Here is a 21,908-nt window from a genome sequence, read left to right on the forward strand (position 1 = left end):
CGCTGCGGCCCCCGTCCCTCCCCCTCCCTGTGCTCCCCCCCGGCGCCGGGCGCCGGCCGGGCGCCGCGCCCGCGCCCGCCCCCCCCCCCGGCCGCCCCCCCGCCGCGGCGGGAACGCAGAAGGCGCCGCCCCCGAGGGGACGGCGCCTTCGCGTGATGCGGGGTGCTTACTTGAGCGTGACCGTGGCGCCGGCCTCTTCGAGCTGGGCCTTGGCCTTCTCGGCGGTCTCCTTGTTGGCGCCCTCGAGCACCGTCGACGGCGCGCCGTCGACGAGCGCCTTCGCCTCGCCGAGGCCGAGGCTGGTGAGGGTGCGCACCTCCTTGATGACCTGGATCTTCTTGTCGCCGGCCGCCTCGATGACGACGTCGAACGAGTCCTTCTCCTCGACCTCCTCGGCGGCGCCACCGGCACCACCGGCGGCCGGGGCGGCCGCGACGGCGACCGGAGCGGCGGCGGTGACCTCGAAGGTCTCCTCGAACTTCTTGACGAACTCCGACAGCTCGATGAGCGAGAGCTCCTTGAACGCGTCGAGCAGCTCGTCGGTGCTGAGCTTGGCCATTTCTGTCTCCTTGTTTCTCTGTGTCTACGCCGCGCGCCCTCTTAGGCCGCGGACTCCTGCTTGGCCCGGAGCGCGTCGACCGTGCGGACGGCCTGCGCGAGCGGGGCGTTGAACATGTACGCGGCCTGGTACAGCGAGGCCTTCATCGCGCCGGCCAGCTTGGCCAGCAGCACCTCGCGGGACTCCAGGTCGGCGAGCTTGTCCACCTCGGCCGCGGTCAGCGGGGCGCCGTCGAAGTAGCCGCCCTTCACCACGAGAAGGGGGTTGGCCTTGGCGAAGTCACGCAGCGCCTTCGCGACCGTGACGGTGTCACCGTGCACGAACGCGAGGGCCGACGGGCCGGCGAGCTGGTCGTCGAAGGCGGAGATGCCCGCCTCGTTAGCCGCGCGCTTGGTCAGCGTGTTCTTCACCACGGCGTAGCTCGCGTCGTCACGGATCTTGCCGCGCAGCTCCTTGAGCTGCGCCACCGTGAGCCCGCGGTACTCGGTGAGCACGACCGCGTTCGAGCCGCGGAACTTGTCCGTGAGCTCGGAGACGGTGGCTTCCTTGGTCGCCATGGGTTCCTCTTTCGTCGTCATCGGCCGGACGGAGCCCATGAAAAAAGCCCCGGCGCGCACGCGCTCGAGGCTGGGTCCCGATCTGCTCGGCGAGCGGAGCGGGAGGCCTGCTTCTTGCACCTGCGCGGGCTCTCCTCGTGGAGACTTCGTCCGCTGCGCTCTCTCGAGCACGGCGGAGACCAGCGGTCTACGGCCTCGGCAAGGATAGACGATCTCGCCGATCGCCGCAAAAGCTACGCCTGCGGAGGCTCCGGCGTCTCGTCCTTCGGCGGCCGTGGCGGCCGGGCGCGCGGGGTCGGCGGCTTCGACGCCGGCGGCTTCGCGGCGCGGGGCTTGGAGGCCGCCTGTCGCGATCCCGTCGGCGACGTGCCCGTCGGCTTGGACACCGCCGGCTTCTGCGTGACGGGGGTGCGGGGCTTGGCAGCGGCGGCGCGCGGCGGCGGCGTCGACGTCGAGCGCGGCGTCGACGCCCGGGGGGCCGGGGGCTTCGCAGCGGGCTCCGGCTCCGTCGCGGGCTTCGGTCGCGGCATCGGGATGGGCTCCGGCGTCGGCTCGGCGACCGGCTCGGACACCGTCCCCGTCCCCACGGCCGGCGCGCGGCGCGGCCGCCGCCCGTCCCCGAGGAACCGGGGCAGCAGCACCGTTCCGACGATCACGATGACGAGCAGCACGAGCACGCCGACGGCCAGCCCGACCCCGTTCGTGGACGAGGACGGCGGAGCCGCGGCCGTCGCCCGCGCGAGTGCAAGGTCCTCCACCGGCGTCGGCTTCGTGACGCCCGACCGCCCCGCGACGAGCGGCGTCGCCGTGTCCTTCGCGACCGCGTACCAGGCGGCCGCGGCGCCGTCGTGGACGAGCGCGGCGTCCGCCGGCACGGCGGAGAGGGCCGTCGCGAGCGGGGCGGACTTCGTGAACTCGGCGAGCTCCGGCTGGTCGCTCGAGGGATTGATCCACACCGCCGCGACCCCGATCGGGCGGTCGGCGATGGTGATCGGCACGGTCCAGTAGTTGGTGAGCTGGATCGGGTGGTCGCTGTCCGCGTGCGCGTAACGGTCGTCGGTCCAGGCGTACACGCGCGTGACGGGACCGGGCTTCGTCGTCGCGTCGAAGTCGACGCCGGAGCCGGCCTTCCGACCCGGCCCGTACACCTGCTCCAGGCGGGCCTGCAGCTGCCCGCTCGCGACGTAGTCGCTCACCACGACCGGTACCGAGCCGAGGCTCGCGGCGGCCGACAGCGCCGGCGCCGTGAGCAGCGCGGAGAGGCCGAGCACGCCGATGCCGACGGCGAGGAACCGGCGGAGCGGGCGCAGCGGGAGGACGACGGGCATCGGGGGCATGCCTTCGGTGGGGGACGCGGGTGCCCCCATCATGTCACCGGGGCCGCAACGGGAGGCGCACCGTGAAACGGGTGTCGCCGGGCGTGCTGACGGCCTCGACGGTGCCGCCGTGGCCGTCGACGACGGCGGCGACGATGGCGAGACCGAGGCCGGTGCTGCCGGCCGCCCGCGAGCGCGAGCCGTCGCCGCGGACGAACCGCTCGAAGAGCACGGGCTGCAGGCCTTCCGGGATCCCGGGGCCGTCGTCGTGGATGGTGACGACCGCCTCCTCCCCCTCGACGGCGAGCGAGACCTCGACCGTGGTCCCCTCCGGCGTGTGGGTGCGCGCGTTGGCGAGGATGTTGGCGAACACCTGGTGGAGCCGGCCCCCGTCGCCGAGCACGACGACCGGCTCGTCGGGGGTCTCCTCCAGGCTCCAGGCGTGGTCCGGTCCGGCGACGGCCGCGTCGCCGACCGCGTCGACCAGGATCGGCAGCAGATCGACGTCGCCGAGCACGAGCTCCTTGCCCTCGTCGAGGCGCGCGAGGAGCAGCAGGTCCTCGACGAGCTCGCCCATCCGGATCGACTCCGACTCGATCCGGCCGAGCGACCGCTGGATGTCGGGGTGCAGCTCGAGACCGCTCCGGCGGGTGAGCTCGGAGTAGCCGCGGATCGACGCGAGCGGCGTGCGGAGCTCGTGGCTCGCGTCGGCGACGAAGGCGCGGACCTTGTTCTCGCTCCGTTCGCGCGCGACGAGGGCGTCCTCCACGTGGCCGAGCATGCGGTTCAGCGCGTCGCCGACCTTGCCGACCTCGGTGCGCGGATCGGTGTCCTCCTCCGGCACGCGCTCCGCGAGCGCCACGTCGCCCTTGTCGAGCGGCAGCTCGGCCACGCGCGCCGCCGTGGCCGCGACGCGGTCGAGCGGCCGCAGCGCGAACCGCACGATGACGGTCGTCGCGATTCCGGCGGCCACCAGGGCGCCGAGCGTGATGAGCGCGAAGATCAGGACGAGGCTGCGCGTCGTCGCGTCGACCTCCGAGAGGCTCTGGCCGACCACGAGCACGCCCGGGTCGCCGGTCTGCGCGAAGCGGATGTCGTCGGCCACCACCCGGAAGCGCCCGAGCGATCCGCCGAGGTCGACGGTGACGGGCTGCGGCGGTCCGGGCGCGCCGGCGGCGGGGGGAGCGACGGCGGCGAGGAGCCGCCCCTGAGCCGCGGTGAGCGCGCTCGGCTCCCCGGAGACCCCGACGTAGAAGCCCTGCACCGCACCGGTCGTCGTGTTCGAGAGATAGGTGACCGCGCCGACCCGGCGACTCGGCCCGCCGCCGGCCCCGAGGTCCCGTCCGATTCCGTTCCGCTCGACGAACCCGAGCGACTGCCGGAGCTGGTCGTCGAGCCGCGCCGTGAGGCTCTGCTGCAGCGCGAGAACGCTCACCGCGCCGACGATGACGCTCACGACGAGCAGCAGCGCCAGGATCGCCGCCACGAGCCGTCGCCGCAGCGACCAGGGGGCGCGGACGCGGTCGAGGAGGCTCACCCTCCGAGTCTGCCGCCGGAGCTATGCGCAGCCTGTGAAGCGCGCAAGCGCGGGCTCGGACCCGGGGCGCTCAGACCTCGGTGCGCCAGCTGAACTCCGGCTCGTAGCCGAGGAGCCGCCGCGCCTTGTCGATCGACAGCAGCGTCTCGTGCTCGCCGAGTTCCTTCCTCACCGGCACGTCCGGGAACACCCTTGCCGCGAGGCTCGCGCTCGACCGGCTCATGACCGTGTCGGCGTTCGCGATGATGAAGGTCTCGTAGCCCGGCGTGCGCACCTCCAGCGCCTTGCGGATCGCCTGGCCGGCGTCCCGCGCGTCGATGTAGCCCCACAGATTCCACTTGCGGGCCATCGGGTCGGCGTCGAACGCGGGGAAGCCCGCGTAGTCCTCCGGCAGCATGACGTTGGAGAAGCGCATGCCCGTGACGATGAGCTCCGGATCCCACCGACAGAGCTCGATCGCCATCTTCTCCTCGAGGTGCTTGACCAGCGAGTAGGTGGAGTTGGGCTGGGCGGGGTACTCCTCGTCGACCGGGATGTACGGCGGCGGCACGTCGAACGGGAGCCCGAGCACGGTCTCGCTCGAGGCGTGCACGATGCGCTTGATGCCCGCCTTGCGGGCTCCCTCGAACACGTTGAACCCGGCGAGGATGTTGTTGTGGAAGGTCGCGGTGTTCGACTGACGACCGGGTGCCGGGATGGCGGCGAGGTGGACGACCGCGTCGAGCGCGTCGAAGCGGTCGTCGACACCGGAGAGCACATCGGCGACCTCGCCGGCGTTCGTCAGGTCGACGCGGATGATGCTGTCGACGCCCTCGCCGGGGGCCGGCGCCTGGTCGAGGACGAACACCTCGTTCCCCGCCTCACGCAGGACGCGCACGACCGTGCGCCCCAGCTTGCCGCTACCTCCGGTGACCGCGATCCGCATGGGGCCAGTCTGGCACCGGCTGCCGTCGTCAGGCGCCGGCGGGCTTGATCATGTAGCCGACTCCCCGGACCGTGTGGATCATGGGGGCGGCGTCCGCGTCGATCTTCTTGCGCAGGTAGGAGATGTAGATCTCGACGATCGACGAGCGACCGCCGAAGTCGTAGCTCCAGACCCGGTCGAGGATCTGCGCCTTGCTGAGCACGCGGCGCGGGTTGCGCATGAGATAGCGCAGCAGCTCGAACTCGGTGGCCGTGAGCTCGATCGGCACCCCGGCCCGCGAGACCTCGTACGACTCCTCGTTGAGGAGCAGGTCGCCGACCCGCAGCTCCGGGTCGACCGCGTCGGAGACGATGCGGGCGCTCCGCCGGATGAGGCCGCGGAGCCGCGCCACCACCTCCTCGAGGCTGAACGGCTTGGTGACGTAGTCGTCGCCGCCCGCGGTGAGGCCCGCGATCCGGTCGTCGACCGCGTCCTTCGCGGTGAGGAAGAGGACCGGCACGTCGCCCTCCGCGCGCAGCCGGTGCAGCACCTCCATGCCGTCGAGGTCGGGCATCATGACGTCGAGCACCACCACGTCCGGCTTGAACTGCCGCGCGATGGTGAGGGCCTGCTGGCCGCCGGTCGCCGTCTTCACGTCCCAGCCCTCGTAGCGCAGCGCCATCTGCAGCAGGTCGCCGAGCGACACCTCGTCATCGACGACGAGTGCGCGCACCGGGGTCCCGTCGGCGCGGGTGAGACGTGCGGGAGGAGCGGTCTGCGAGGAGGTCACCGTTCCATTCCCCTCCCCTTCCCTATGAGCGGTCTGTGAACACCATCGACGCGCGCCGATACGCCCGCGCCATCGACGCGCTTCGACCATCGCCGCGCGCCTGTCCGCCCGCATTCCGTCCGCCCGGCGCACCTCCCCGGTCAAAAGTTCAGGCGGCCCGCCGGCACGGGCGACGGAGTGCAACAGGGCGCGCCGTCGCATCCGGGACCTTCGACGGGAGGGGACGATGGCCGACTGAGGCGCAACGGTGTGGATGTCGGCGGCCGTCGACTCGAGACCGGACGCGGGAGATGCGGGCGATCGCGACGCGTCGAGCGCATCGGAAGCCCGCCCCCGTCAGAAGTTCAGGAGACCCGCCGTGGGCGCGTCGACGCCGAACGGGCGCGACGGGACATACCTGAACTTTCGACGCGATGATGGCGGGCGGGCGTGGCGGGCGGGCGTGGCGGGCGTGGCGGGTGCGGCGAGCACGCGGGCGACGGCGGTGGGGTTCAGACTGGACGCATGTCCGCGCTCCAGCCGATGCTCCCCCTGTGGGACGAGCCGCCGGCGCACCACACGGAGCGCATCGTCGCCGACGCGACGAACCGCGTCGCGTGGCTGAAGGCGCGGGCGGGCGGCGTCACCGCGACCGACGTGGCGCGGCTGACGGGCGACCATGCGGTGCGGGTGCTCGCCATCGAGAAGCTCCTCGGCACGGGGTTCTCCGGCAACGCCTACACGCAGCACGGCCGGCTCCGGGAGCCGGAGATCGCGCACTGGGCCCGTCGCGTCTACGGGATGCAGCCCTCGAGCGCGCTCTTCCATGCCGCCGGGCAGAAGCTGCACCTCGCGACCCCGGACGGGCTCCGCGAACGGGGATCGGTGCTCGAGCTCTGCGAGATCAAGACGACCAGCTCGACGTGGCGGCGCGTGCCTCGGCCCTACCTGCGGCAGGTCTGGTGGCAGCAGTACGTCCTAGGAGCCGAGCGCACGCTCGTCGTCTGGGAGCAGCACGACCGGTTCGTGCCGGTCGGCGCCGAGCCCGAGGTGCGGTGGGTGGATCGGGATGAGAGCGAGATCCACCGGCTCGTCGTGCTGGCCGACCGGCTGCTCGACGCGATGCAGCGCCGCTGACCCGACCCGGCGACCGCCGAGGGCGAGCGCGGCGCCGAAGACGACGAGCCACCCCAGGCCGACCGTGGTGGCCACCAGTTCCAGCCGGCTGCCGAACCACGAGTAGAAGTCGAGCAGCGACATGAGGCCGCCCGCGGCCGCGATCGCACCCACGGCGAACGCGCTCGCGAGCGACAGCCGTCCGAGCGCCCGGTGCCCCTCCGCGAACGCGCACTGCAGGATCGCCCACGCGGCGGCGGCGAACGCGAGGACCGCGGCGAGCGTGTGGGTGAAGTCCTGCCAGGTGAAGAACGGCCCGGGCACCGGCACGGGGCAGCCCGCCGTGCACGGCACCTGCGAGTCGACGAGGAAGAGGGCGCAGGCGATCCAGATCGAGACCGACGGCACCCAGAGCGCCAGCAGCCTCGGTCGCGAGCGGACCGATCGACCCGCCCACGCCACGAGCGATCCGCCGACGACGATCAGCAGGAGGAACACCTCGAACGGGCGGGCCGTCGGCATCCCGTCAGCACCGAGGGCGCTCACGTAGAGGTCGCCGGGCACCCGGAGCCGGATGATCCACAGCAGGACGAGCGCGGCGGCGACGACAGCGGTGCCGACCCCGGCGACGATCCGGTCGCGGCGCGCGCGGGGGTTCACGCGGCGGCGCGGGCGGGGAGCGGCCACCGCGGTCGGTGCGAGATCGCGACCACGGCGCAGCCGACGCCGCCGATGATCGCCGCGATCAGGACGACGTAGAACAGCACCGACACGTATCCCTCGGGCGAGTTCGCGGGGTCGAGGAACGGGTACGGGTACCAGGTGCGCTTCTGGGCGAGGTCGTTGTAGGCGAGCGGCCCGCGGATCATCGTGTACGCCGCCCACACGATCGGGAACGAGACGACCCACCGGATGGTCGTCCACCCGAGCCGGATGCGGTCGGTCGCGAACAGGTAGTCGAGCACGATGAGCAGCGGCCCGACCACGTGCAGGATCTCGTTCGACCAGGCGACGACCGATCCCTCCGAGACGTCGACCCCGCGGAGGAGCGTGTTGTAGACGATGCCGGTCACGGCCATGTACGAGGTCACGCACGCCCGCAGGATCGCGAACCAGCGCGGGTTCTCCCGACCGCGGATGAGCAGCACGGCCCCGATCGCGAACACCACCACGGCCCCCACGTTGGAGTCGATGGTGAAGAACGAGAAGAAGTTGACGTAGAGGTTCTCGACGTGGCGGATGCCGACGTTCGTCCAGAACTCCTGGCTCCGGACGAGCTGGGCGACGATCGCGGCGAGGATCGCGAGAGCGCCCGCGATCCGGACGACGGCGAAGAGCGGACGCATGGCTCGCATGCTATCGGCGGGATGCGCGCGCGGCGCTACAGGACGAGCTCGCGGACGTAGTCGTCCTCGTACCGGCCGCCGACCAGGAAGCGCTTCGTGCCGACCCGCGCGAAGCCGCTCTTCTCGTAGAACCGGTTGGCGCGCCCGTTCTCCTGGTTGACGCCGAGCCAGACGGCCGCGGCCCCGCGGGCCCGGGCGGCCTCGACGCTCGCGGCGACGAGAGCCGACGCGACACCGCCGCCGTGCGCGTCCGGCAGCACGTAGACCTTGCTGAGCTCGGCGGTGGGGCGCGTGGTGATCACGGCCGCCACGTCCGGATCGGCGGGGTCGCCGGCGACGAGCATCGTGTAGCCGAGCGCCCGACCGTCCTCCTCGGCGACGAAGAGGTCGCGGGCGGGATCGGCGAGGTAGGAGTCGAAGCTCGCCTCGCTCAGGTGCGTCGCGATGAAGTCGGCCTTGGCCTCCTCCGTGGTGTGCGGCGGGCAGGCGAGCGGGAACGTGACGGCGGCGACCGCGGCGAGCGCGGGCGCGTCGGCCGCCACGGCGGGGCGGATCGCGAAGGGCACGAGCCGACCCTAGTGCGCGTCGATCTCGTCCCGGCGCGTCAGCAGGATGCGGTCGACGAGCTCGGGCGGGAGGGGTCGGTCCGCCGAGAACCGGATCGCCCCGCTCGAGAACCCGACACCGAGTCGCTCGAGCTCCGGTGCGACCGCGGCGACCACCCGCCCGCTGTACGGGTAGAGCGCGAGGTGCTTCGCGGTCTCCCGGACGGCGACGAGCGCCCTGCCCCGGTACAGGAGTGCGGGCATGGCGTAGCTCACGCCCTCGACCAGGTCGGGGCTCAGCTCCCGTGCGCGCTCGGCGATGTCGCCGAGGACGGCGCGCACCGGAGGCTCGAGCGTCGTCAGATACGCCGAGAGGGGCCCCGCCTCGGCGGAGCCCCTCTCGGTCATGCGTGCAGCTTAGAGCGCCGCCACGTCGAGCGGGATGCCCGGGCCGAAGGTGGTCGAGAGCGACCCCTTCTGGATATAGCGGCCCTTCGAGGCGGACGGCTTGGCGCGCTGGATCTCGTCGAGCGCGGCCTTGAAGTTCTCGCCCAGCTGGTCGGCGGTGAAGCCGGCCTTGCCGATCACGAAGTGCACGTTGGCGTGCTTGTCGACGCGGAACTCGATCTTGCCGCCCTTGATGTCCTCGACCGCCTTGCCGGGGTTCGGGGTGACGGTGCCGGTCTTCGGGTTCGGCATGAGGCCGCGGGGGCCGAGCACCTTGCCGAGCCGACCGACCTGGCCCATGAGCTCCGGCGTCGCGACGGCCGCGTCGAACGAGGTGTACCCGCCCGCGACCTTCTCGATCAGCTCGGCGCCGCCGACCTCGTCCGCACCCGCGGCGATGGCCGCCTCGGCGGCCGCACCGGTCGCGAACACGATGACGCGGGCGGTCTTTCCCGTGCCGTGGGGCAGGATGACCGTGCCGCGGACCATCTGGTCCGCCTTGCGCGGGTCGACGCCCAGCTTGAGCGCGACCTCGACGGTCGAGTCGAACCTCTTCGACCCGGTCTCCTTGACGAGGGAGACGGCCTCGGTCGGCTGGTAGAACTTGCCGTCCTCGATCTTCTCGGCGGCGGCGCGGTACGCCTTCGACTTCTGAGCCATGGTTACGCCTCCACCGTGATCCCCATCGACCGGGCGGTGCCGGCGATGATCTTCTCGGCCGCCTCGATGTCGTTGGCGTTGAGGTCGACCTGCTTTTGCTCGGCGATCGCGCGGACCTGCTCCTTCGAGAGCTTCGCCACCTTCACCGTGTGCGGGGTCGACGACCCCTTCTGCACGCCCGCGGCCTTCTTGATGAGCTCGGCGGCCGGCGGGGTCTTGAGGATGAACGTGAACGAACGGTCCTCGTAGACGGTGATCTCCACCGGGATGACGTTGCCGCGCTGCGACTCGGTCGCGGCGTTGTAGGCCTTGCAGAACTCCATGATGTTCACGCCGTGCTGACCGAGAGCCGGTCCGATCGGCGGAGCGGGGTTGGCCGCACCGGCCTGGATCTGGAGCTTGATGAGCCCCGTCACCTTCTTCTTGGGCGCCATGATGCGCTCCCTTCATCTCGTGCGTCCGTGTCGGACGCGCTCCCGCAGGCCGGCCGGATGCCGGTAGCGGTGGGTGGGACCGGGCAAGTGTAGCCGATCAGGCGCTCGGCACGCCGAGCCCGGGTCGCCGGTCTAGAGCTTGGTGACCTGGTCGAACGAGAGCTCGACCGGGGTCTCGCGCTCGAAGAGCGAGACGAGGACGGTGAGCTTGCCGCTCGCGGCCTGGATCTCGCTGATCGTGCCGGGCAGGCCCGCGAACGAGCCCTCCTTGATCGTGATCGTCTCGCCGACCTCGAAGTCGATCTCCGCCGGGATGACGCGCGGTGCGGCCTTGCCGGCCCCGCCCTTCGCGGCGGCGGCGCCGCCCTTGGCGGGCGCCTCGACGACCTGGACGAGGCTCTTCAGCATGTTGAAGGCCTCCTCGAACCGCAGCGGCGTCGGGTTGTGCGAGTTGCCGACGAACCCGGTGACGCCCGGGGTGTGGCGCACGACCGACCAGCTGTCCTCGTTGAGGTCCATGCGCACGAGCACGTAGCCCGGGATGCGCACGCGGTTGACCAGCTTGCGCTGACCGTTCTTGATCTCGACCACGTCCTCCATCGGGACCTGGACCTCGAAGACGTAGTCCTCCATCGCCATCGACTGGCGGCGGGACTCGATGTTCTGCTTCACCCGCTTCTCGAAGCCGGCGTAGGAGTGGATGACGTACCACTTGCCGGGCTTCGCGCGGAGCTCGCTGCGGAACTCCTCGTACGGGTCGACGCCCGCCTCGTCCTCCTCCTCGGCCTCCTGCTCGTCGAGGGAGGCCTCGAAGGCCGCCTCGGCGTCGGTCGGGTCCTCGGAGTGCTCGACGTCGAGGGCCGCGTCGGTGATGGCGTCGGCCTCGGCGTCGGTCGCCTCCTCGAGGGCGTCGAGGATCCCGTCGAGGTTGGCCTCGGTCTCCTCGGTCTCATCCTCGACGTGGATGGCGCGGTTCTCGGCGTTCTCGCTGCCGTGCTCGTCGCGGTCGAGGACGTCGTCCTGGAGCAGGTCGTCGGTCTCCGACGACTGCTCGGCGGCGGAGGCCAGGTCGATGTCGTCGCGGTGGTTGTCGGTCACGAAGTCTGATTCCTTATTGCGTTACGCCCGCGGAGGAGCCGTTGCCGAAGACCCACGACACGAGCCAGCCGAATCCGAAGTCGAGCCCGTACACGAGCGCCATCATGACGAGCACGAAGACGAGCACGACCGCGGTGAAGCCGAACAGCTCGCGCCGGGTGGGGGCGACGACCTTGCGGAGTTCGGTGATGACCTGACGGACGAAGAGGACGATGCGGGCGAACGGGTTGCGCCGTTCCGCTCGATCGCGCTTGGCGGTCGCGACGAGGTCCTCACTGGGCTCGTCGATCACCTTGCGTGCCACTCTTCACACCTTCCGGTCGGGAACCGCACCCGAATCGGGTTCAGGAGCGATTTGCAGGGCGGACAGGACTCGAACCTGCAACCTGCGGTTTTGGAGACCGCTGCTCTACCAATTGAGCCACCGCCCTACGGAGCCGCCCCTCTTCGCGCCGTGCGGGCATGACGAAGTATGGGGTTCCGGCAACCTCAGCAAGCATAGGGCATCCGTCGGTGTGGCCCCCGAAAGAGGGGCGTGAACCGGCGTCATGGATGCGAGGGATGCCCGTCTCTTCCTGTGACGGGGGCCAACCACCCCCTGACACAACCGAAAAGACGGCGACAGGAAGATCAGGGATTCCTCGTCGCCCACCCGCGTCGGCCCTCACCCGCAGGCGCGCGTGGTCGATGCCGACCCGTGGCCCTCCTGTCCGCCCAGGATCAGGAAGGCATTGTCGTGTCTCAGAACACCAGCACGACGGGTCGGGGGGCCCTCCGCCGGCGACTCATGGGAGTCGCCGGCGCCACCGCCACCGTCGCCGTCATCGGAGCGCTCACGCTCGCCGCCCCGCTCTCGGCCTCCGCGGCCGACCGCCCCGAGTCGTATGCCAAGGGGCAGTTCCTCTCGGGCTCCCTCCTCGGCACCGACCTCGGCAAGGTCCTCCGCGCGCAGTACGCGGAGGCCCACAACGACGGCACCCAGGGCACCCGGTCGGACACCAACCCGCTCAAGGTCACGGCGCTGAACTCGCTGCAGGTCGGCAGCGGCCAGTCGGTCGACCTGCCGCTCGGCGACTTCCTGCACCTCGGCGCCGCCGAGCAGGTCGCCCAGGCGAACAGCGACGGCTCGTCGGTCGGGGCCAGCGGCGCCGTGAACGACGACGGCGGCCTCGCCGTCTCGGGCGGCTCCACGCCGAATGCGAACGCGACCTTCGACCTGCAGAAGCTGATCGGATCGCAGTTCGCCTCGACGCTCGCCGACCTGAAGCTGGAGCTCGGGGCGATCTCCGCGTCCGCCCATGGCGACCTCACCCAGGCGAGCGGCAGCTACAAGCTGGCCGACGCGAAGCTCAGCTTCACGAGCCCCGCCGTCGCCCAGCTGACGCAGAAAGTCGACACGGCCCTCGACTCCGTCAACACCGACCTCGGCAGCATCACGGGCAAGGGCGGCGACCTCGTGTCGACGCTCAACGGCCTGCTCCCGCTCAGCGGATCGGGCCTGAACCTGCTCGGCAACGGCGTCACGGTCAACGCGAGCATCGACACCGGCGACCTGAAGGCGGCGGTGCGCGACCTGCTGACCGCCGAGTTCAAGGAGAAGGGCCTCGACGTCAACCTCGAGACCGGCTCCGTCTCGCTCGACCTGGCCAAGCTCGTCGGCGGCAACCTGAACGGACTCGCCCCGGGCACGGAGCTCATCAACGACAAGATCATCACCGCGGTGCTCGACAGCATCACCTCGCAGGTCGCGTCGATCTCCGACCAGGTGATCGCGAAGGTCACGGCGGTGCTGAACGCCGCGAAGGTCACCATCACGGCGCACGCCGAGGTGAGCGTCGCGCAGGCGCCGATCGTCGACAACGTGTGCCATGTCGTGCAGCAGATCCTCCCGGGGGCCACGGGCTCCGGGACCGGCTCCACGGGGAGCAGTGCCGGATCGGGTTCCGGCAACCCCGTCGGGGGGCTCGTCGGCGGCCTCCTCGGTGGCGTGGGCGGCGTGCTGGGGAGCGCGGGCCCCGGGGGATCCATCGGGGGGACCGTCGGCGGCGTCGTCGGCCAGGTCGGCGGTGCGGTCGGCCAGATCGTGAACACCACGGTCTGCGAGAAGGTCGCCACCGCCGTCCCGGCGAAGCTCACGACGCTCGACGTGAACATCGCCGGATCCGTCAGGCAGCTGATCGACGGCGGGTCGACGAACGCGGCGATCACGCTCTCGGTGCTCGGGATCCCGACGACGGTCAATGTCGACGCGGTGCTGAAGGGCCTCGGCGGCACGCTGTCGAACCGGATCTTCGGCACCGACGGGACCATCTCGAAGCTGACCACCGCCCTGCAGAACGGCCTCGTGAACCCCGCGGTGACCGGCCTCGTCGGTCCGGGCTCCGGCCCGGTGAGCGACGCGCTCACCAAGCTCCTCTCGGTGAAGGTCAACCTGCAGGAGACCACGGCGGCGAGCGGCAAGGGCATGGCGGCGCAGGCCGGGCGGATGTTCACCGAGACCGCGGTCCGGGTGACGGTCCTCGGCGGCGCCGGCGGCTCGAGCCTCGCGACGGTCAACCTGGCGCAGGCCACGGTCGGCCCGAACGTCACCACCGTGGTGAACCCGCCGTCGTGCACCGGCACGAACTGCGACCCGGCCACCTGCACGGTCGCCCCGTGCGGCCCCGGGGGCAACACCCCGGCGGGGATCTCCCCGTCGGCGAACCGACTCGCGACGACCGGCATCTCCATCGCCGCTCTCGTCGCGGCCATGCTCGCACTGCTGGCAGCGGGTGCCTATCTGGTGCGGGAGGGCTACAAGCGCCGTCGGATGACTCCGGTCGTCTGACCCGTCGGCAGCCCACCCGAAGCCGGAGTCGCCGGCCCCCCAAGCTCGAGGCGACTCCGGCTTCGGCGTGCGTGCGCCCGCCCCCGATTACAGGAGCGGCTGCACCTCGGCCCAGGTCGGCATCGAGCTCGAGGCGCCGGGCCGGGTGACGGCGATCGACGCGGCGACGGAGGCGGCATGCGCGGCACGCTCGAGCTCGTCGCCGGCCGCCCGTCGCGCGACGAGCACCCCGACGAACGTGTCACCCGCGGCGGTGGTGTCGACCGCGTCCACGGCGCGGGCGGCGATCTCGGTCACGATCTCGCCGTCGCGGGCGATGAGCGCCCCGGCGCTCCCCCGCGTCATGACGACGGTGGACGCCCGGCGGCTGAGCTCCCTCGCCGCGGCGACGGCGTCGTCGACGCCGGCAAGCTCGCACGCCTCCGCGGCGTTCGGCACCAGGACATCGACGAGCTCCAGCAGATCGCCCGCCTCGAGCACCGGGGCGGGCGTCAGCACGGTGGTCGCGCCGCCTGCGCGCGCCCGCTCGAACGCGGCACGGATGAGAGGCAGCGGGCGCTCGAACTGGGCGACGACGAAGCAGGCGGCGTCGATCGCGGCGCGGTCGGCGGCATCCAGGGCGAGATCGGCGCCGTTGGCGCCCGGCACCACGACGATGCTGTTCTCGCCGCCGTCGAGCACCGAGATGTGCGCGGTGCCGGTCGGCTCCGCGAGGGTTCGGAGGGCCGCGACGTCGATGCCGTCCGCGCGGAGCTGCGCCCGCAGCTCGGCGCCGAACGGGTCGCCGCCGACCGCACCGACGAAGGCGACCTCCGCGCCCGCACGCGCCGCCGCCACCGCCTGGTTCAGCCCCTTGCCGCCCGGGACCGTGGCGAATGACGACCCGAACATGGTCTCGCCGGGCCGCGGCAGGCGCGGCTGCCGCACCACGAGGTCCAGGTTGGCGCTGCCGACGACCGCGATGCGACTCACGGGTCGAGGCTAGCCGCGACGGCTCGCGCTACGGCTCGTCCGCGACGCCCACGACCGTCGGCTCCGGCTGGAGCACCACCCCGAACTCGGAGAGCACGCGGGTCTGCACGTAGTCGGCGAGCTGGAGCACGTCGGCCGCGGTCGCACCGCCGCGGTTCACGATCGCGAGGGTGTGCTTCGACGAGATCGCCGCGCCGGATCCCGGGATCGCGAACCCGCGATGCACGCCCGACCGCTCGATGAGCCAGGCCGCGCTGAGCTTGACGTGCCGGGGGGTGGCGTCGGCGAGCGGGGGGACGTCGCTGCCGAGCGGGAGGACCCGCTCGGGTTCGTCCGGCTCCTGCGGGAACCGCGGGGCGTCGGCCGGGAGGCCGCGCGCGAACGACTCCGTCACGATCGGGTTGGTGAAGAAGGAGCCGGCGCTCACCGAGTCCGGGTCGCCCGGATCCAGCACCATCCCCTTCGACCGCCGCAGCGCGAGCACGGCCTCGCGGACGGCCGTGAGCGGCACCCGGTCGCCGACCCGCACGCCGAGCGCGCTCGCGAGCTGCGCGTAGGCGATCGGGCGCGAGAGCCCGCCGCCGGCGGCGTCGAAGCCCAGCTCGACGGCCAGGACGACCGCGGGCACACCCTGCTTGAAGACGCTCGTGCGGTAGCCGAGCCCGAGCTCGGCGGCATCGACTCGCGCGACCCGGCCCGTGCCGGGCTGGGCGACCTCGACCGCGCGGAGGCAGGCGCCGACCTCCTGGCCGTATGCGCCGATGTTCTGGATCGGGGACGCGCCCGTCGAGCCGGGGATGCCGCTGAGCGCCTCGATGCCCGCGTAGCCGCGGTCGATGGCCGCCTGCACGACGTCGTCCCAGACCTCGCCCGCCTCGACCCGCAGCACGCCCGGCGCGGCGTCCGCGATGCCGCGCGTCGCGACCCGGAGCACCGTGCCCGGCACCCCCGCGTCGGCGACGACGAGGTTCGAGCCCCCGCCGAGGACGAGGTCGTCGGGCTCGAGGTCGGCGGCCGCCGCGATCAGCTCGTCACGGGTCGTCGCCTCGACGAGTCGGCCGGCGGGACCGCCGACGCGGAGGGTCGTCAGGTCGGCGAGATTCACGGGGCGACGCGGACCTGCGCCTTGCCGAGCACCGTGGCACCGTCGACGCTCACCGTGAGGTCGATGCGGGTGCCGAGCGGGTCGTCCAGCGCCCCCACCCTGGCCTCGACGTGCACGTCGACGCCGTCGGTCGCGTCGACCGGCACCATGCGGGTGAAGCGCACCTGGTAGTCGAGGATCCGGCGCGGATCGCCGCCCAGCCAGTCGACGACCGGCTGGATGGCGAGACCCATGGTCAGCATCCCGTGGGCGATGACGCCCGGCAGACCCATCTCCTGGGCGATGCCGTCGTCGAGGTGGATGGGGTTGAGGTCGCCCGATGCGCGGGCGTAGCGCTCGAGCGACTCCCGGGTGAGGTGCACATCGCGCTCGGCGACGAGCTGTCCCACCTCGAGGGGCCCGGACGCGGTGGTCACTCGCCGCCCCCGACCATGAGCATCGACGTCGCCGTGGCGACGTGCGCGCCGTCCGCGTCGGTGATGACCGTCTCGGCGGTGACCATCGCATTGCCCGCCATCATGCGGACGGAGGCGACGGTGAGCGTCGCGACGAGCTCGTCGCCCGCGACGATGGGCCGGGTGACGTGAAAGCGCTGGTCGCCGTGCAGCACGCGCGAGAGCTCGATGCCCGCCTCCGGGTCGCCGATGAGCTGATCCCAGGTCCGCTGCTGGATGACGATCGGGAACGTCGGCGGCGCCACGAGGTCGGCGTAGCCGGCGGCGTGCGCGGCCTCGAGGTCGCGACTGAACGGGCTCGTGGAGAGGACCGCGTCGGCGAACTCGCGGACCCGCTCGCGCTCGACGCGGAAGGGCTCCGTCGGCGGATACGTCCGCCCGGCCAGATCGGGGTTCACTGCCACCCGTCGAGCCTACCGAGGGCCGCTGCGGGCACGAGAAAGGCCCGGGACCGTCTCGGTCACCGGGCCTTCTACGTGGTTACGGACCGCCTACTGGCAGCTGTCGCACTGGAGGTCGTCCATCGGATCGACCGGCACGCTGTACCCGCCCACGGAATCGAGCTCGTTCATCTCGGACCCCCTCTTGGTTCGCGGACCGCGGGGCCGGTGCCTCGCGGGGTCTTCACTATATAACGGGAATCCCACCGATGTGATTCCACTAGATGTAGTGATTTCGGCGTGTCGTCCCGCGTCGTTCATTCTCCCCGGAACCACGGACGTCGGAGTCGGCCGGCGCCCCTCAACGGGGGATGCGGAGCGCCTCCGCGATCGGCGCGTCGCCGCCCGAGAACCGAAGCGTCCGCCCGATCGACTCGGGCTGCGCGAGCATCGCGGCCACGACCGCCGCCACGTCCTCGCGCGGCACCTGGCTCGGCTCGTCGACGCGATCGTCGGGGATCACCGCGATGCGCCCCGTGCCCGACTCCAGGGTGAGCCGGCTCGGCGCCGCGATGGACCAGTCGAGGCCCGACGCGCGCAGTCGCACGTCGGCCGCCGCCTTCGCCTCGGCGTAGGCGAAGAACCCGTCGTCCTCCGGCACGCCGTGGTCGGGGCGCGACCCCGAGTACGAGACCATCACGAAGCGGCGCACCCCCGCGCGGTCGGCGGCCTCCATCGCGCGGATCGCCGCGTCGCGGTCGACGGCGTAGGTTCGCTCCGCGCTGCCGCCGCCGGCGCCCGCCGACCACACCACCGCGTCGGCGCCGTGCAGCAGCTCCGCGATGCCGGCGACGTCGAGCCCCTCGATGTCGGCCACGACCGGATCGGCGCCGGACGCGCGCACCTCCCCGCCCTGAGCGGGGTCGCGGATCACCCCCGCGACGGTGTCGCCGCGAGCGACGAGGAGCGGGGCGAGCAGGAGGGCCACCTTGCCGTGGCCGCCGAGGATGACGATTCGGGACATGCCCCGACGCTAGGCATGGGATCGCCTGGATGTCGTGACCTGGGGCCCGATGCTCGGGGAAGCTGGAGGCATGCCGTCGCGTGTGCTCGCGGAGATCCGCCTCGACGACCGCTACACCCTGGTCCTGGAGGTCGACGACACCGATCCGAGACGACCGGTGCGCCAGTCGGCGCGCGGGCCGGCGGGCGACGACGCGGCCACGATCGAGGACCCCGGTTTCACCTCGGCGCTTCTCGCGGCCATGGGCGTCCAGGGCGCGGTCGAGCGCTCCACGATGCTCCGCGGCGAGCAGACCAACACGTCGATCGTGGCGGCGCTCGCCGACGGCCGGGAGCTCGTCGTGAAGCTGTTCCGCACCGTGCAGCACGGCGACAACCCGGACGTGGAGCTGCAGCGCGTGCTGAGCGACGCGGGGGCGGACTTCGTCCCGCGTTTCGCCGGCGCGCTGGAGTCCGGCTGGCCGGACGCCGATGGCGTCCCCGGCCGCGGCCACCTCGCGATCGCGCAGGAGTTCGTGCGCGGGGCGACGGACGGCTGGGTGCTCGCGACCCGCGCCGCGGCGGCCGACGAGGACTTCGCGGAGCCCGCCCGGGCGCTCGGCTCCGTGACCGCGCGCATGCACGCGGTGCTCGCGGAGCGCCTGCCGACCGAGCTCGCCACCGCCCCCTCGATCGGCGCCCAGGCCGCCCTCTGGCGCACCCGCTTCGCCGAGGCGGCCGCGGCCGTGCCGGCGATCGCGGCCGCGCGACCCGCGATCGAGGAGGCCTACCTCGCGGCCGTGGCCGTCCCGTGGCCGCCGCTGCAGCGCATCCACGGCGATCTGCACCTCGGTCAGCTGCTCTACCGCGAAGGGCGGTGGGTCGTGCTCGACTTCGAGGGGGAGCCGCTGCGCGCGCTCGCGGAGCGCACGGCGCCCGAGCCCGCGCTCCGCGACGTCGCCGGGATGCTGCGCTCCTTCGACTACGCCGCGGCCGGCGACGCCGGTCACGCCGCCGCCTGGGGCGCCGCGGCCCGCGCGGCGTTCCTCGACGGCTATCGCGACGCCGCCGGCGCCGACTCGCTGGCACCGGCGGAGCTCCTCCGGGCGTTCGAGCTCGACAAGGCGGTCTACGAGGCGCTCTACGAGGCTCGCCACCGTCCGTCGTGGGTCGGCATCCCGGTCGCGGCCATCGCCCGGCTCACTGCGGACGGGTGACCCCGGCGCCGACGGCGGCCGATGCCAGGTGCGGCAGCAGCCGGCACCCGAGCGGATCGGCCAGCTCCGCCGCGTAGGTCGCCGTGATGTGGTGCGAGTCCCGGTAGACGAGCACGTTGCCGATGATGGGCGCGCACTGCTCGGTGCAGAAGTAGTCGGTGAGGTCGATGAGGGGGGTCCCGGTCGCCGCCGTCGCGGCGACGGTGGCCTCCCGCCCGGGGGCGTCGAGGGCGAGGGATGCGGGTCGGGCGCAGGCGGCGGCGTCGGAGAGATGGGCCGACAAGCAGACCGAGGGGCTGTCGCGGAGGTCCGGGGTGTCGGCGATCACGGCCACCCGGGTGACGGCGCGGAGCTCGGTGATCGTCGCGTCGAGCCCGCGACGCCACTGCCCGTCGGCGTCCGCGTCGTCGAGGAAGTCGGGGTTCGCGTAGTCGGCGAGCACGACGAGGTCGGGCGGATCGGCGCGCAGCTGCGCGATCACGGCGGCCCGCCACGTCGCGCACGCCGTGTAGGGCGCCCCTCCCCGGCTGAGGGCGATGTCGATGGAGGCGCACGCGCTCTTGGTCTGCGTGACGAGCGTCGCTCCGCGCCGGTCGACGACGCGCTGCAGGGCCGGGTACCACTGGGCGGCGTGCGAGTCGCCGAAGAGCACGACCGTCTCGTCGCCGGATCCGTAGGTGCAGGGGTGCGGGATCGAGGAGGTGTAGCCGACCTCGCAGCCGTCGGCGTAGAGCGCCGGATTGTCGTCCGCCGCCGCCGCGAGACTCGGCCTCAGGTTCGAGGCGACGACCCCCGTCACCCGCGGCGGATCCGTCGGGCCGGCCACGGCGACGGTGGTCGCGACGTGGAGGGGCTGGATCGCCGTGAGCGCGATGGCTCCGACCGCGAGCCCCGCGGTGACGGCGGCGCCGACGCCGGCCCCGATCAGGCTGCGTCGGGGGCGGGCGGCCGCGAGGACGCGCGCGCGTCGCGCCGGGTCCTCCACGACGCGGTGCAGCAGCCACGCAACCGGCGCGGAGCCCGCCGCGAGCAGCGCGGCCGCCCAGAGGGGCAGCGGCTCGTAGGCGCCGCGCGCGGCCTGCGCCAGCTGCAGGATCGGCCAGTGCACGAGGTAGAGCGGGTACGAGATGAGGCCGATGAACTGGAGGGGCCGGGTGCCGAGCAGGAGCTGGGGCCCGTATCGTGTCGGGGTCGCGCCCGCGAGGATCACGAGCGCCGTCGCGGCCACCGGCAGCGCGGCGGCCCAGCCCGGGAACGCCGTCGCGCTCGAGTACCGCACCGCGGCCGCCGCGATCCCGCCGAGCCCGAGCCACCCGCCGACGCCCGCGACCATCGGCGGGAGCGCGCGAGCCCGGGCCCGCAGCACGAGGGCGACGAGGCCGCCGGCCCCCAGCTCCCACGCCCGCGACCACAGCGAGAAGAACGCCCACGGCTGCTCCACGAAGGTCAGCTGCACGGCGCAGGCGAGACTCGACGCCACGACGACGATCAGCACCACCGCCAGCGCGCGCCGCGAGCGCCGGCCCGCGAGCCAGACGAGCGCGAGCAGCGCCGGCCAGACCAGGTAGAACTGCTCCTCGATCCCGAGGGACCAGTAGTGCTGGAACAGCGACGGAGTCGAGCTCTGGGCGAGGTAGTCGGTCCCCTGCGCCGCGAACGCGTAGTTCGGCACGTAGAGGGCCGTCGCGATCGCGTCCTTCAGCACCTGCGGGCGCAGGAGCGGCGGCACCCAGATCATCGCCCCGACGATCGAGAGCGCGAGCACGACGAGCGCGGCCGGGAGGATGCGCCGGGCCCGCCGCGCGTAGAAGCTCGCGAACCGGATCCGCCCGTCGCGCTCGAGGCCGGTCAGCAGGTGCGTCGAGATGAGGAACCCGGAGACGACGAAGAACACGTCGACGCCGACGTAGCCGCCGGAGACGAACGGGATGCCGGCGTGGTTCAGCACGACCGCGGCGACCGCGATCGCGCGGAGGCCCTGGATGTCGGGCCGGAACCGCTCCGAATCCGCCACGCGACCACCGTGCGGCGCGAAGGTTAACGGCGTCCGCCGCGGTCGACGGCTCCCGCTCATCTCGCAGACTGCTTCCAGCCTGGGAGCCTGAACCGCGAGCCTTCCGACGTCGTAGGGTCCGGATGTGAGCCAGAACGATCCCTTCTCCCGCCTTCCCGAGGTCCCCTCCTTCGAGCTGACCAGCTCCGATGTCGCCGACGGGCAGACGCTCGCCGCGGCGCAGGCGTCCGGCGCCATGGGCGTGCCCGGCGGCGAGGACCGCTCGCCCCAGCTGAGCTGGTCGGGCTTCCCCGCCGAGACCAAGAGCTTCGTCGTGCAGATGTACGACCCCGACGCCCCGACCATGTCGGGCTTCTGGCACTGGGTGATCGCCGACATCCCCGCGTCGGTCACGTCGCTGGAGGCCGGCGCCGCGACCCCGGCGGGCGCCCAGGCGTACCGCAACGACACCGGACAGCCGGGCTACGTGGGCGCCGCTCCGCCGGCCGGCCACGGCCCGCACCGGTACTACCTCGTCGTGAGCGCGCTGGACACCGAGTCGCTCGGGCTGCCCGTGGAGGCGTCGCCGGCGTACGTCGGATTCAACGTCGCGGGGCACGTGCTCGCGCGCGCGGTGCTCGTGGGCACGTTCGAGCAGTGACCCCGTCG

At 72.6% G+C, this 21,908-nt stretch carries 23 protein-coding genes and 1 tRNA gene; 4 read left to right on the forward strand and 20 right to left on the reverse strand.

All coding sequences use genetic code 11. The features are described 5' to 3' along the window. Positions 1 to 166 precede the first annotated feature (166 nt). The 6 genes from rplL to ACTHM3_RS13470 form a co-directional block, all read right to left on the reverse strand. On the reverse strand, positions 167 to 559 hold the full coding sequence (rplL, locus tag ACTHM3_RS13445; RefSeq protein ID WP_440406653.1) for a 50S ribosomal protein L7/L12: 393 nt from the start codon (positions 557 to 559) through the stop codon (positions 167 to 169). A gap of 41 nt (positions 560 to 600) precedes the next feature. Then, positions 601 to 1,116: a 50S ribosomal protein L10 gene (gene rplJ, locus ACTHM3_RS13450; protein ID WP_440406655.1), complete on the reverse strand. Its 516-nt coding sequence runs from the start codon at positions 1,114 to 1,116 to the stop codon at positions 601 to 603. Between the two features lie 233 nt (positions 1,117 to 1,349). After that, the gene (locus ACTHM3_RS13455) at positions 1,350 to 2,444 is read right to left on the reverse strand and encodes a hypothetical protein (protein WP_440406657.1); all 1,095 of its coding nucleotides are present in this window, start codon (positions 2,442 to 2,444) and stop codon (positions 1,350 to 1,352) included. A gap of 43 nt (positions 2,445 to 2,487) precedes the next feature. Further along, positions 2,488 to 3,969: a sensor histidine kinase gene (locus ACTHM3_RS13460; RefSeq protein ID WP_440406659.1), complete on the reverse strand. Its 1,482-nt coding sequence runs from the start codon at positions 3,967 to 3,969 to the stop codon at positions 2,488 to 2,490. Positions 3,970 to 4,039: 70 nt separating this feature from the next. Continuing rightward, the gene (locus ACTHM3_RS13465) at positions 4,040 to 4,894 is read right to left on the reverse strand and encodes an NAD-dependent epimerase/dehydratase family protein (RefSeq protein WP_440406661.1); all 855 of its coding nucleotides are present in this window, start codon (positions 4,892 to 4,894) and stop codon (positions 4,040 to 4,042) included. Between the two features lie 28 nt (positions 4,895 to 4,922). Continuing rightward, positions 4,923 to 5,663, reverse strand: coding sequence for a response regulator transcription factor (locus ACTHM3_RS13470; RefSeq protein ID WP_440406663.1), 741 nt, complete (start codon positions 5,661 to 5,663; stop codon positions 4,923 to 4,925). 504 nt (positions 5,664 to 6,167) lie between these two features. Between ACTHM3_RS13470 and ACTHM3_RS13475 the strand changes: the two genes are divergently transcribed. Beyond that, the gene (locus tag ACTHM3_RS13475; RefSeq protein ID WP_440406665.1) at positions 6,168 to 6,779 is read left to right on the forward strand and encodes a YqaJ viral recombinase family protein; all 612 of its coding nucleotides are present in this window, start codon (positions 6,168 to 6,170) and stop codon (positions 6,777 to 6,779) included. A gap of 635 nt (positions 6,780 to 7,414) precedes the next feature. Here ACTHM3_RS13475 and ACTHM3_RS13480 read toward each other — a convergent pair. From ACTHM3_RS13480 to ACTHM3_RS13515, 8 genes are all read right to left on the reverse strand, one after another. Further along, on the reverse strand, positions 7,415 to 8,104 hold the full coding sequence (locus ACTHM3_RS13480; RefSeq protein WP_440406666.1) for a Pr6Pr family membrane protein: 690 nt from the start codon (positions 8,102 to 8,104) through the stop codon (positions 7,415 to 7,417). Positions 8,105 to 8,139: 35 nt separating this feature from the next. Further along, positions 8,140 to 8,670: an N-acetyltransferase family protein gene (locus ACTHM3_RS13485; RefSeq protein ID WP_440406668.1), complete on the reverse strand. Its 531-nt coding sequence runs from the start codon at positions 8,668 to 8,670 to the stop codon at positions 8,140 to 8,142. Positions 8,671 to 8,679: 9 nt separating this feature from the next. Beyond that, complete coding sequence (locus tag ACTHM3_RS13490) at positions 8,680 to 9,057, reverse strand: iron chaperone (protein ID WP_440406669.1); 378 nt, start codon at positions 9,055 to 9,057, stop codon at positions 8,680 to 8,682. 9 nt (positions 9,058 to 9,066) lie between these two features. Continuing rightward, a complete protein-coding gene (rplA, locus tag ACTHM3_RS13495; protein WP_440406671.1) occupies positions 9,067 to 9,756 on the reverse strand; it encodes a 50S ribosomal protein L1 in 690 nt (229 codons plus the stop codon). A gap of 2 nt (positions 9,757 to 9,758) precedes the next feature. After that, positions 9,759 to 10,190: a 50S ribosomal protein L11 gene (gene rplK, locus ACTHM3_RS13500; protein WP_440406673.1), complete on the reverse strand. Its 432-nt coding sequence runs from the start codon at positions 10,188 to 10,190 to the stop codon at positions 9,759 to 9,761. A gap of 132 nt (positions 10,191 to 10,322) precedes the next feature. Next, positions 10,323 to 11,288, reverse strand: a complete 966-nt coding sequence (nusG, locus tag ACTHM3_RS13505; RefSeq protein WP_440406675.1) for a transcription termination/antitermination protein NusG — start codon at positions 11,286 to 11,288, stop codon at positions 10,323 to 10,325. Positions 11,289 to 11,301: 13 nt separating this feature from the next. Continuing rightward, positions 11,302 to 11,592 (reverse strand): preprotein translocase subunit SecE, encoded by a 291-nt coding sequence (gene secE / locus ACTHM3_RS13510; RefSeq protein ID WP_440406677.1) that lies wholly within the window; start codon positions 11,590 to 11,592, stop codon positions 11,302 to 11,304. 54 nt (positions 11,593 to 11,646) lie between these two features. Beyond that, a tRNA-Trp gene (locus ACTHM3_RS13515) sits at positions 11,647 to 11,719 on the reverse strand. 305 nt (positions 11,720 to 12,024) lie between these two features. On the opposite strand from ACTHM3_RS13515, the gene ACTHM3_RS13520 reads away from it, so the two are divergent. After that, entirely contained in the window at positions 12,025 to 14,115 is a 2,091-nt protein-coding gene (locus ACTHM3_RS13520; RefSeq protein WP_440406679.1) for a choice-of-anchor G family protein, read from the forward strand. A gap of 87 nt (positions 14,116 to 14,202) precedes the next feature. Here the strand turns inward: ACTHM3_RS13520 and ACTHM3_RS13525 are convergent, their stop codons facing one another. From ACTHM3_RS13525 to ACTHM3_RS13545, 5 genes are all read right to left on the reverse strand, one after another. Beyond that, entirely contained in the window at positions 14,203 to 15,087 is an 885-nt protein-coding gene (locus tag ACTHM3_RS13525) for a ribokinase (protein ID WP_440406681.1), read from the reverse strand. Between the two features lie 28 nt (positions 15,088 to 15,115). After that, complete coding sequence (locus ACTHM3_RS13530; protein WP_440406682.1) at positions 15,116 to 16,192, reverse strand: UDP-N-acetylmuramate dehydrogenase; 1,077 nt, start codon at positions 16,190 to 16,192, stop codon at positions 15,116 to 15,118. Beyond that, positions 16,189 to 16,608, reverse strand: coding sequence for a MaoC/PaaZ C-terminal domain-containing protein (locus ACTHM3_RS13535; protein ID WP_440406684.1), 420 nt, complete (start codon positions 16,606 to 16,608; stop codon positions 16,189 to 16,191). Before ACTHM3_RS13535 ends, ACTHM3_RS13530 begins: the two co-directional genes overlap by 4 nt. Further along, on the reverse strand, positions 16,605 to 17,045 hold the full coding sequence (locus tag ACTHM3_RS13540) for an FAS1-like dehydratase domain-containing protein (RefSeq protein ID WP_440406691.1): 441 nt from the start codon (positions 17,043 to 17,045) through the stop codon (positions 16,605 to 16,607). The genes ACTHM3_RS13535 and ACTHM3_RS13540 overlap by 4 nt, the downstream gene beginning before the upstream one ends. Positions 17,046 to 17,388: 343 nt before the next feature. Then, positions 17,389 to 18,051, reverse strand: a complete 663-nt coding sequence (locus tag ACTHM3_RS13545; RefSeq protein ID WP_440406685.1) for an NAD(P)H-binding protein — start codon at positions 18,049 to 18,051, stop codon at positions 17,389 to 17,391. 70 nt (positions 18,052 to 18,121) lie between these two features. Between ACTHM3_RS13545 and ACTHM3_RS13550 the strand changes: the two genes are divergently transcribed. After that, positions 18,122 to 19,246: a phosphotransferase gene (locus tag ACTHM3_RS13550; RefSeq protein ID WP_440406687.1), complete on the forward strand. Its 1,125-nt coding sequence runs from the start codon at positions 18,122 to 18,124 to the stop codon at positions 19,244 to 19,246. On the opposite strand, the gene ACTHM3_RS13555 is transcribed toward ACTHM3_RS13550, so the two are convergent. Continuing rightward, positions 19,230 to 21,260 (reverse strand): acyltransferase family protein, encoded by a 2,031-nt coding sequence (locus tag ACTHM3_RS13555; RefSeq protein ID WP_440406689.1) that lies wholly within the window; start codon positions 21,258 to 21,260, stop codon positions 19,230 to 19,232. The genes ACTHM3_RS13550 and ACTHM3_RS13555 overlap by 17 nt on opposite strands. Positions 21,261 to 21,384: 124 nt before the next feature. Between ACTHM3_RS13555 and ACTHM3_RS13560 the strand changes: the two genes are divergently transcribed. After that, positions 21,385 to 21,900 (forward strand): YbhB/YbcL family Raf kinase inhibitor-like protein, encoded by a 516-nt coding sequence (locus ACTHM3_RS13560; protein WP_440406690.1) that lies wholly within the window; start codon positions 21,385 to 21,387, stop codon positions 21,898 to 21,900. Positions 21,901 to 21,908 lie beyond the last annotated feature (8 nt).

The organism is Pseudolysinimonas sp. (genome assembly GCF_051954455.1).
Lineage (GTDB): Bacteria > Actinomycetota > Actinomycetes > Actinomycetales > Microbacteriaceae > Pseudolysinimonas.

Excerpts from the sequence above, each read along its gene's own strand:
- rplL (WP_440406653.1), bottom strand. The coding sequence starts at position 559 with ATGGCCAAGCTCAGCACCGACGAGCTGCTCGACGCGTTCAAGGAGCTC.
- ACTHM3_RS13545 (WP_440406685.1), bottom strand. The coding sequence starts at position 18,051 with ATGTCCCGAATCGTCATCCTCGGCGGCCACGGCAAGGTGGCCCTCCTG.
- rplK (WP_440406673.1), bottom strand. The coding sequence starts at position 10,190 with ATGGCGCCCAAGAAGAAGGTGACGGGGCTCATCAAGCTCCAGATCCAG.
- ACTHM3_RS13455 (WP_440406657.1), bottom strand. The coding sequence starts at position 2,444 with ATGCCCGTCGTCCTCCCGCTGCGCCCGCTCCGCCGGTTCCTCGCCGTC.
- rplA (WP_440406671.1), bottom strand. The coding sequence starts at position 9,756 with ATGGCTCAGAAGTCGAAGGCGTACCGCGCCGCCGCCGAGAAGATCGAG.
- rplJ (WP_440406655.1), bottom strand. The coding sequence starts at position 1,116 with ATGGCGACCAAGGAAGCCACCGTCTCCGAGCTCACGGACAAGTTCCGC.
- ACTHM3_RS13480 (WP_440406666.1), bottom strand. The coding sequence starts at position 8,104 with ATGCGTCCGCTCTTCGCCGTCGTCCGGATCGCGGGCGCTCTCGCGATC.
- ACTHM3_RS13475 (WP_440406665.1), top strand. The coding sequence starts at position 6,168 with ATGTCCGCGCTCCAGCCGATGCTCCCCCTGTGGGACGAGCCGCCGGCG.
- ACTHM3_RS13550 (WP_440406687.1), top strand. The coding sequence starts at position 18,122 with ATGCCGTCGCGTGTGCTCGCGGAGATCCGCCTCGACGACCGCTACACC.
- ACTHM3_RS13490 (WP_440406669.1), bottom strand. The coding sequence starts at position 9,057 with ATGACCGAGAGGGGCTCCGCCGAGGCGGGGCCCCTCTCGGCGTATCTG.
- ACTHM3_RS13465 (WP_440406661.1), bottom strand. The coding sequence starts at position 4,894 with ATGCGGATCGCGGTCACCGGAGGTAGCGGCAAGCTGGGGCGCACGGTC.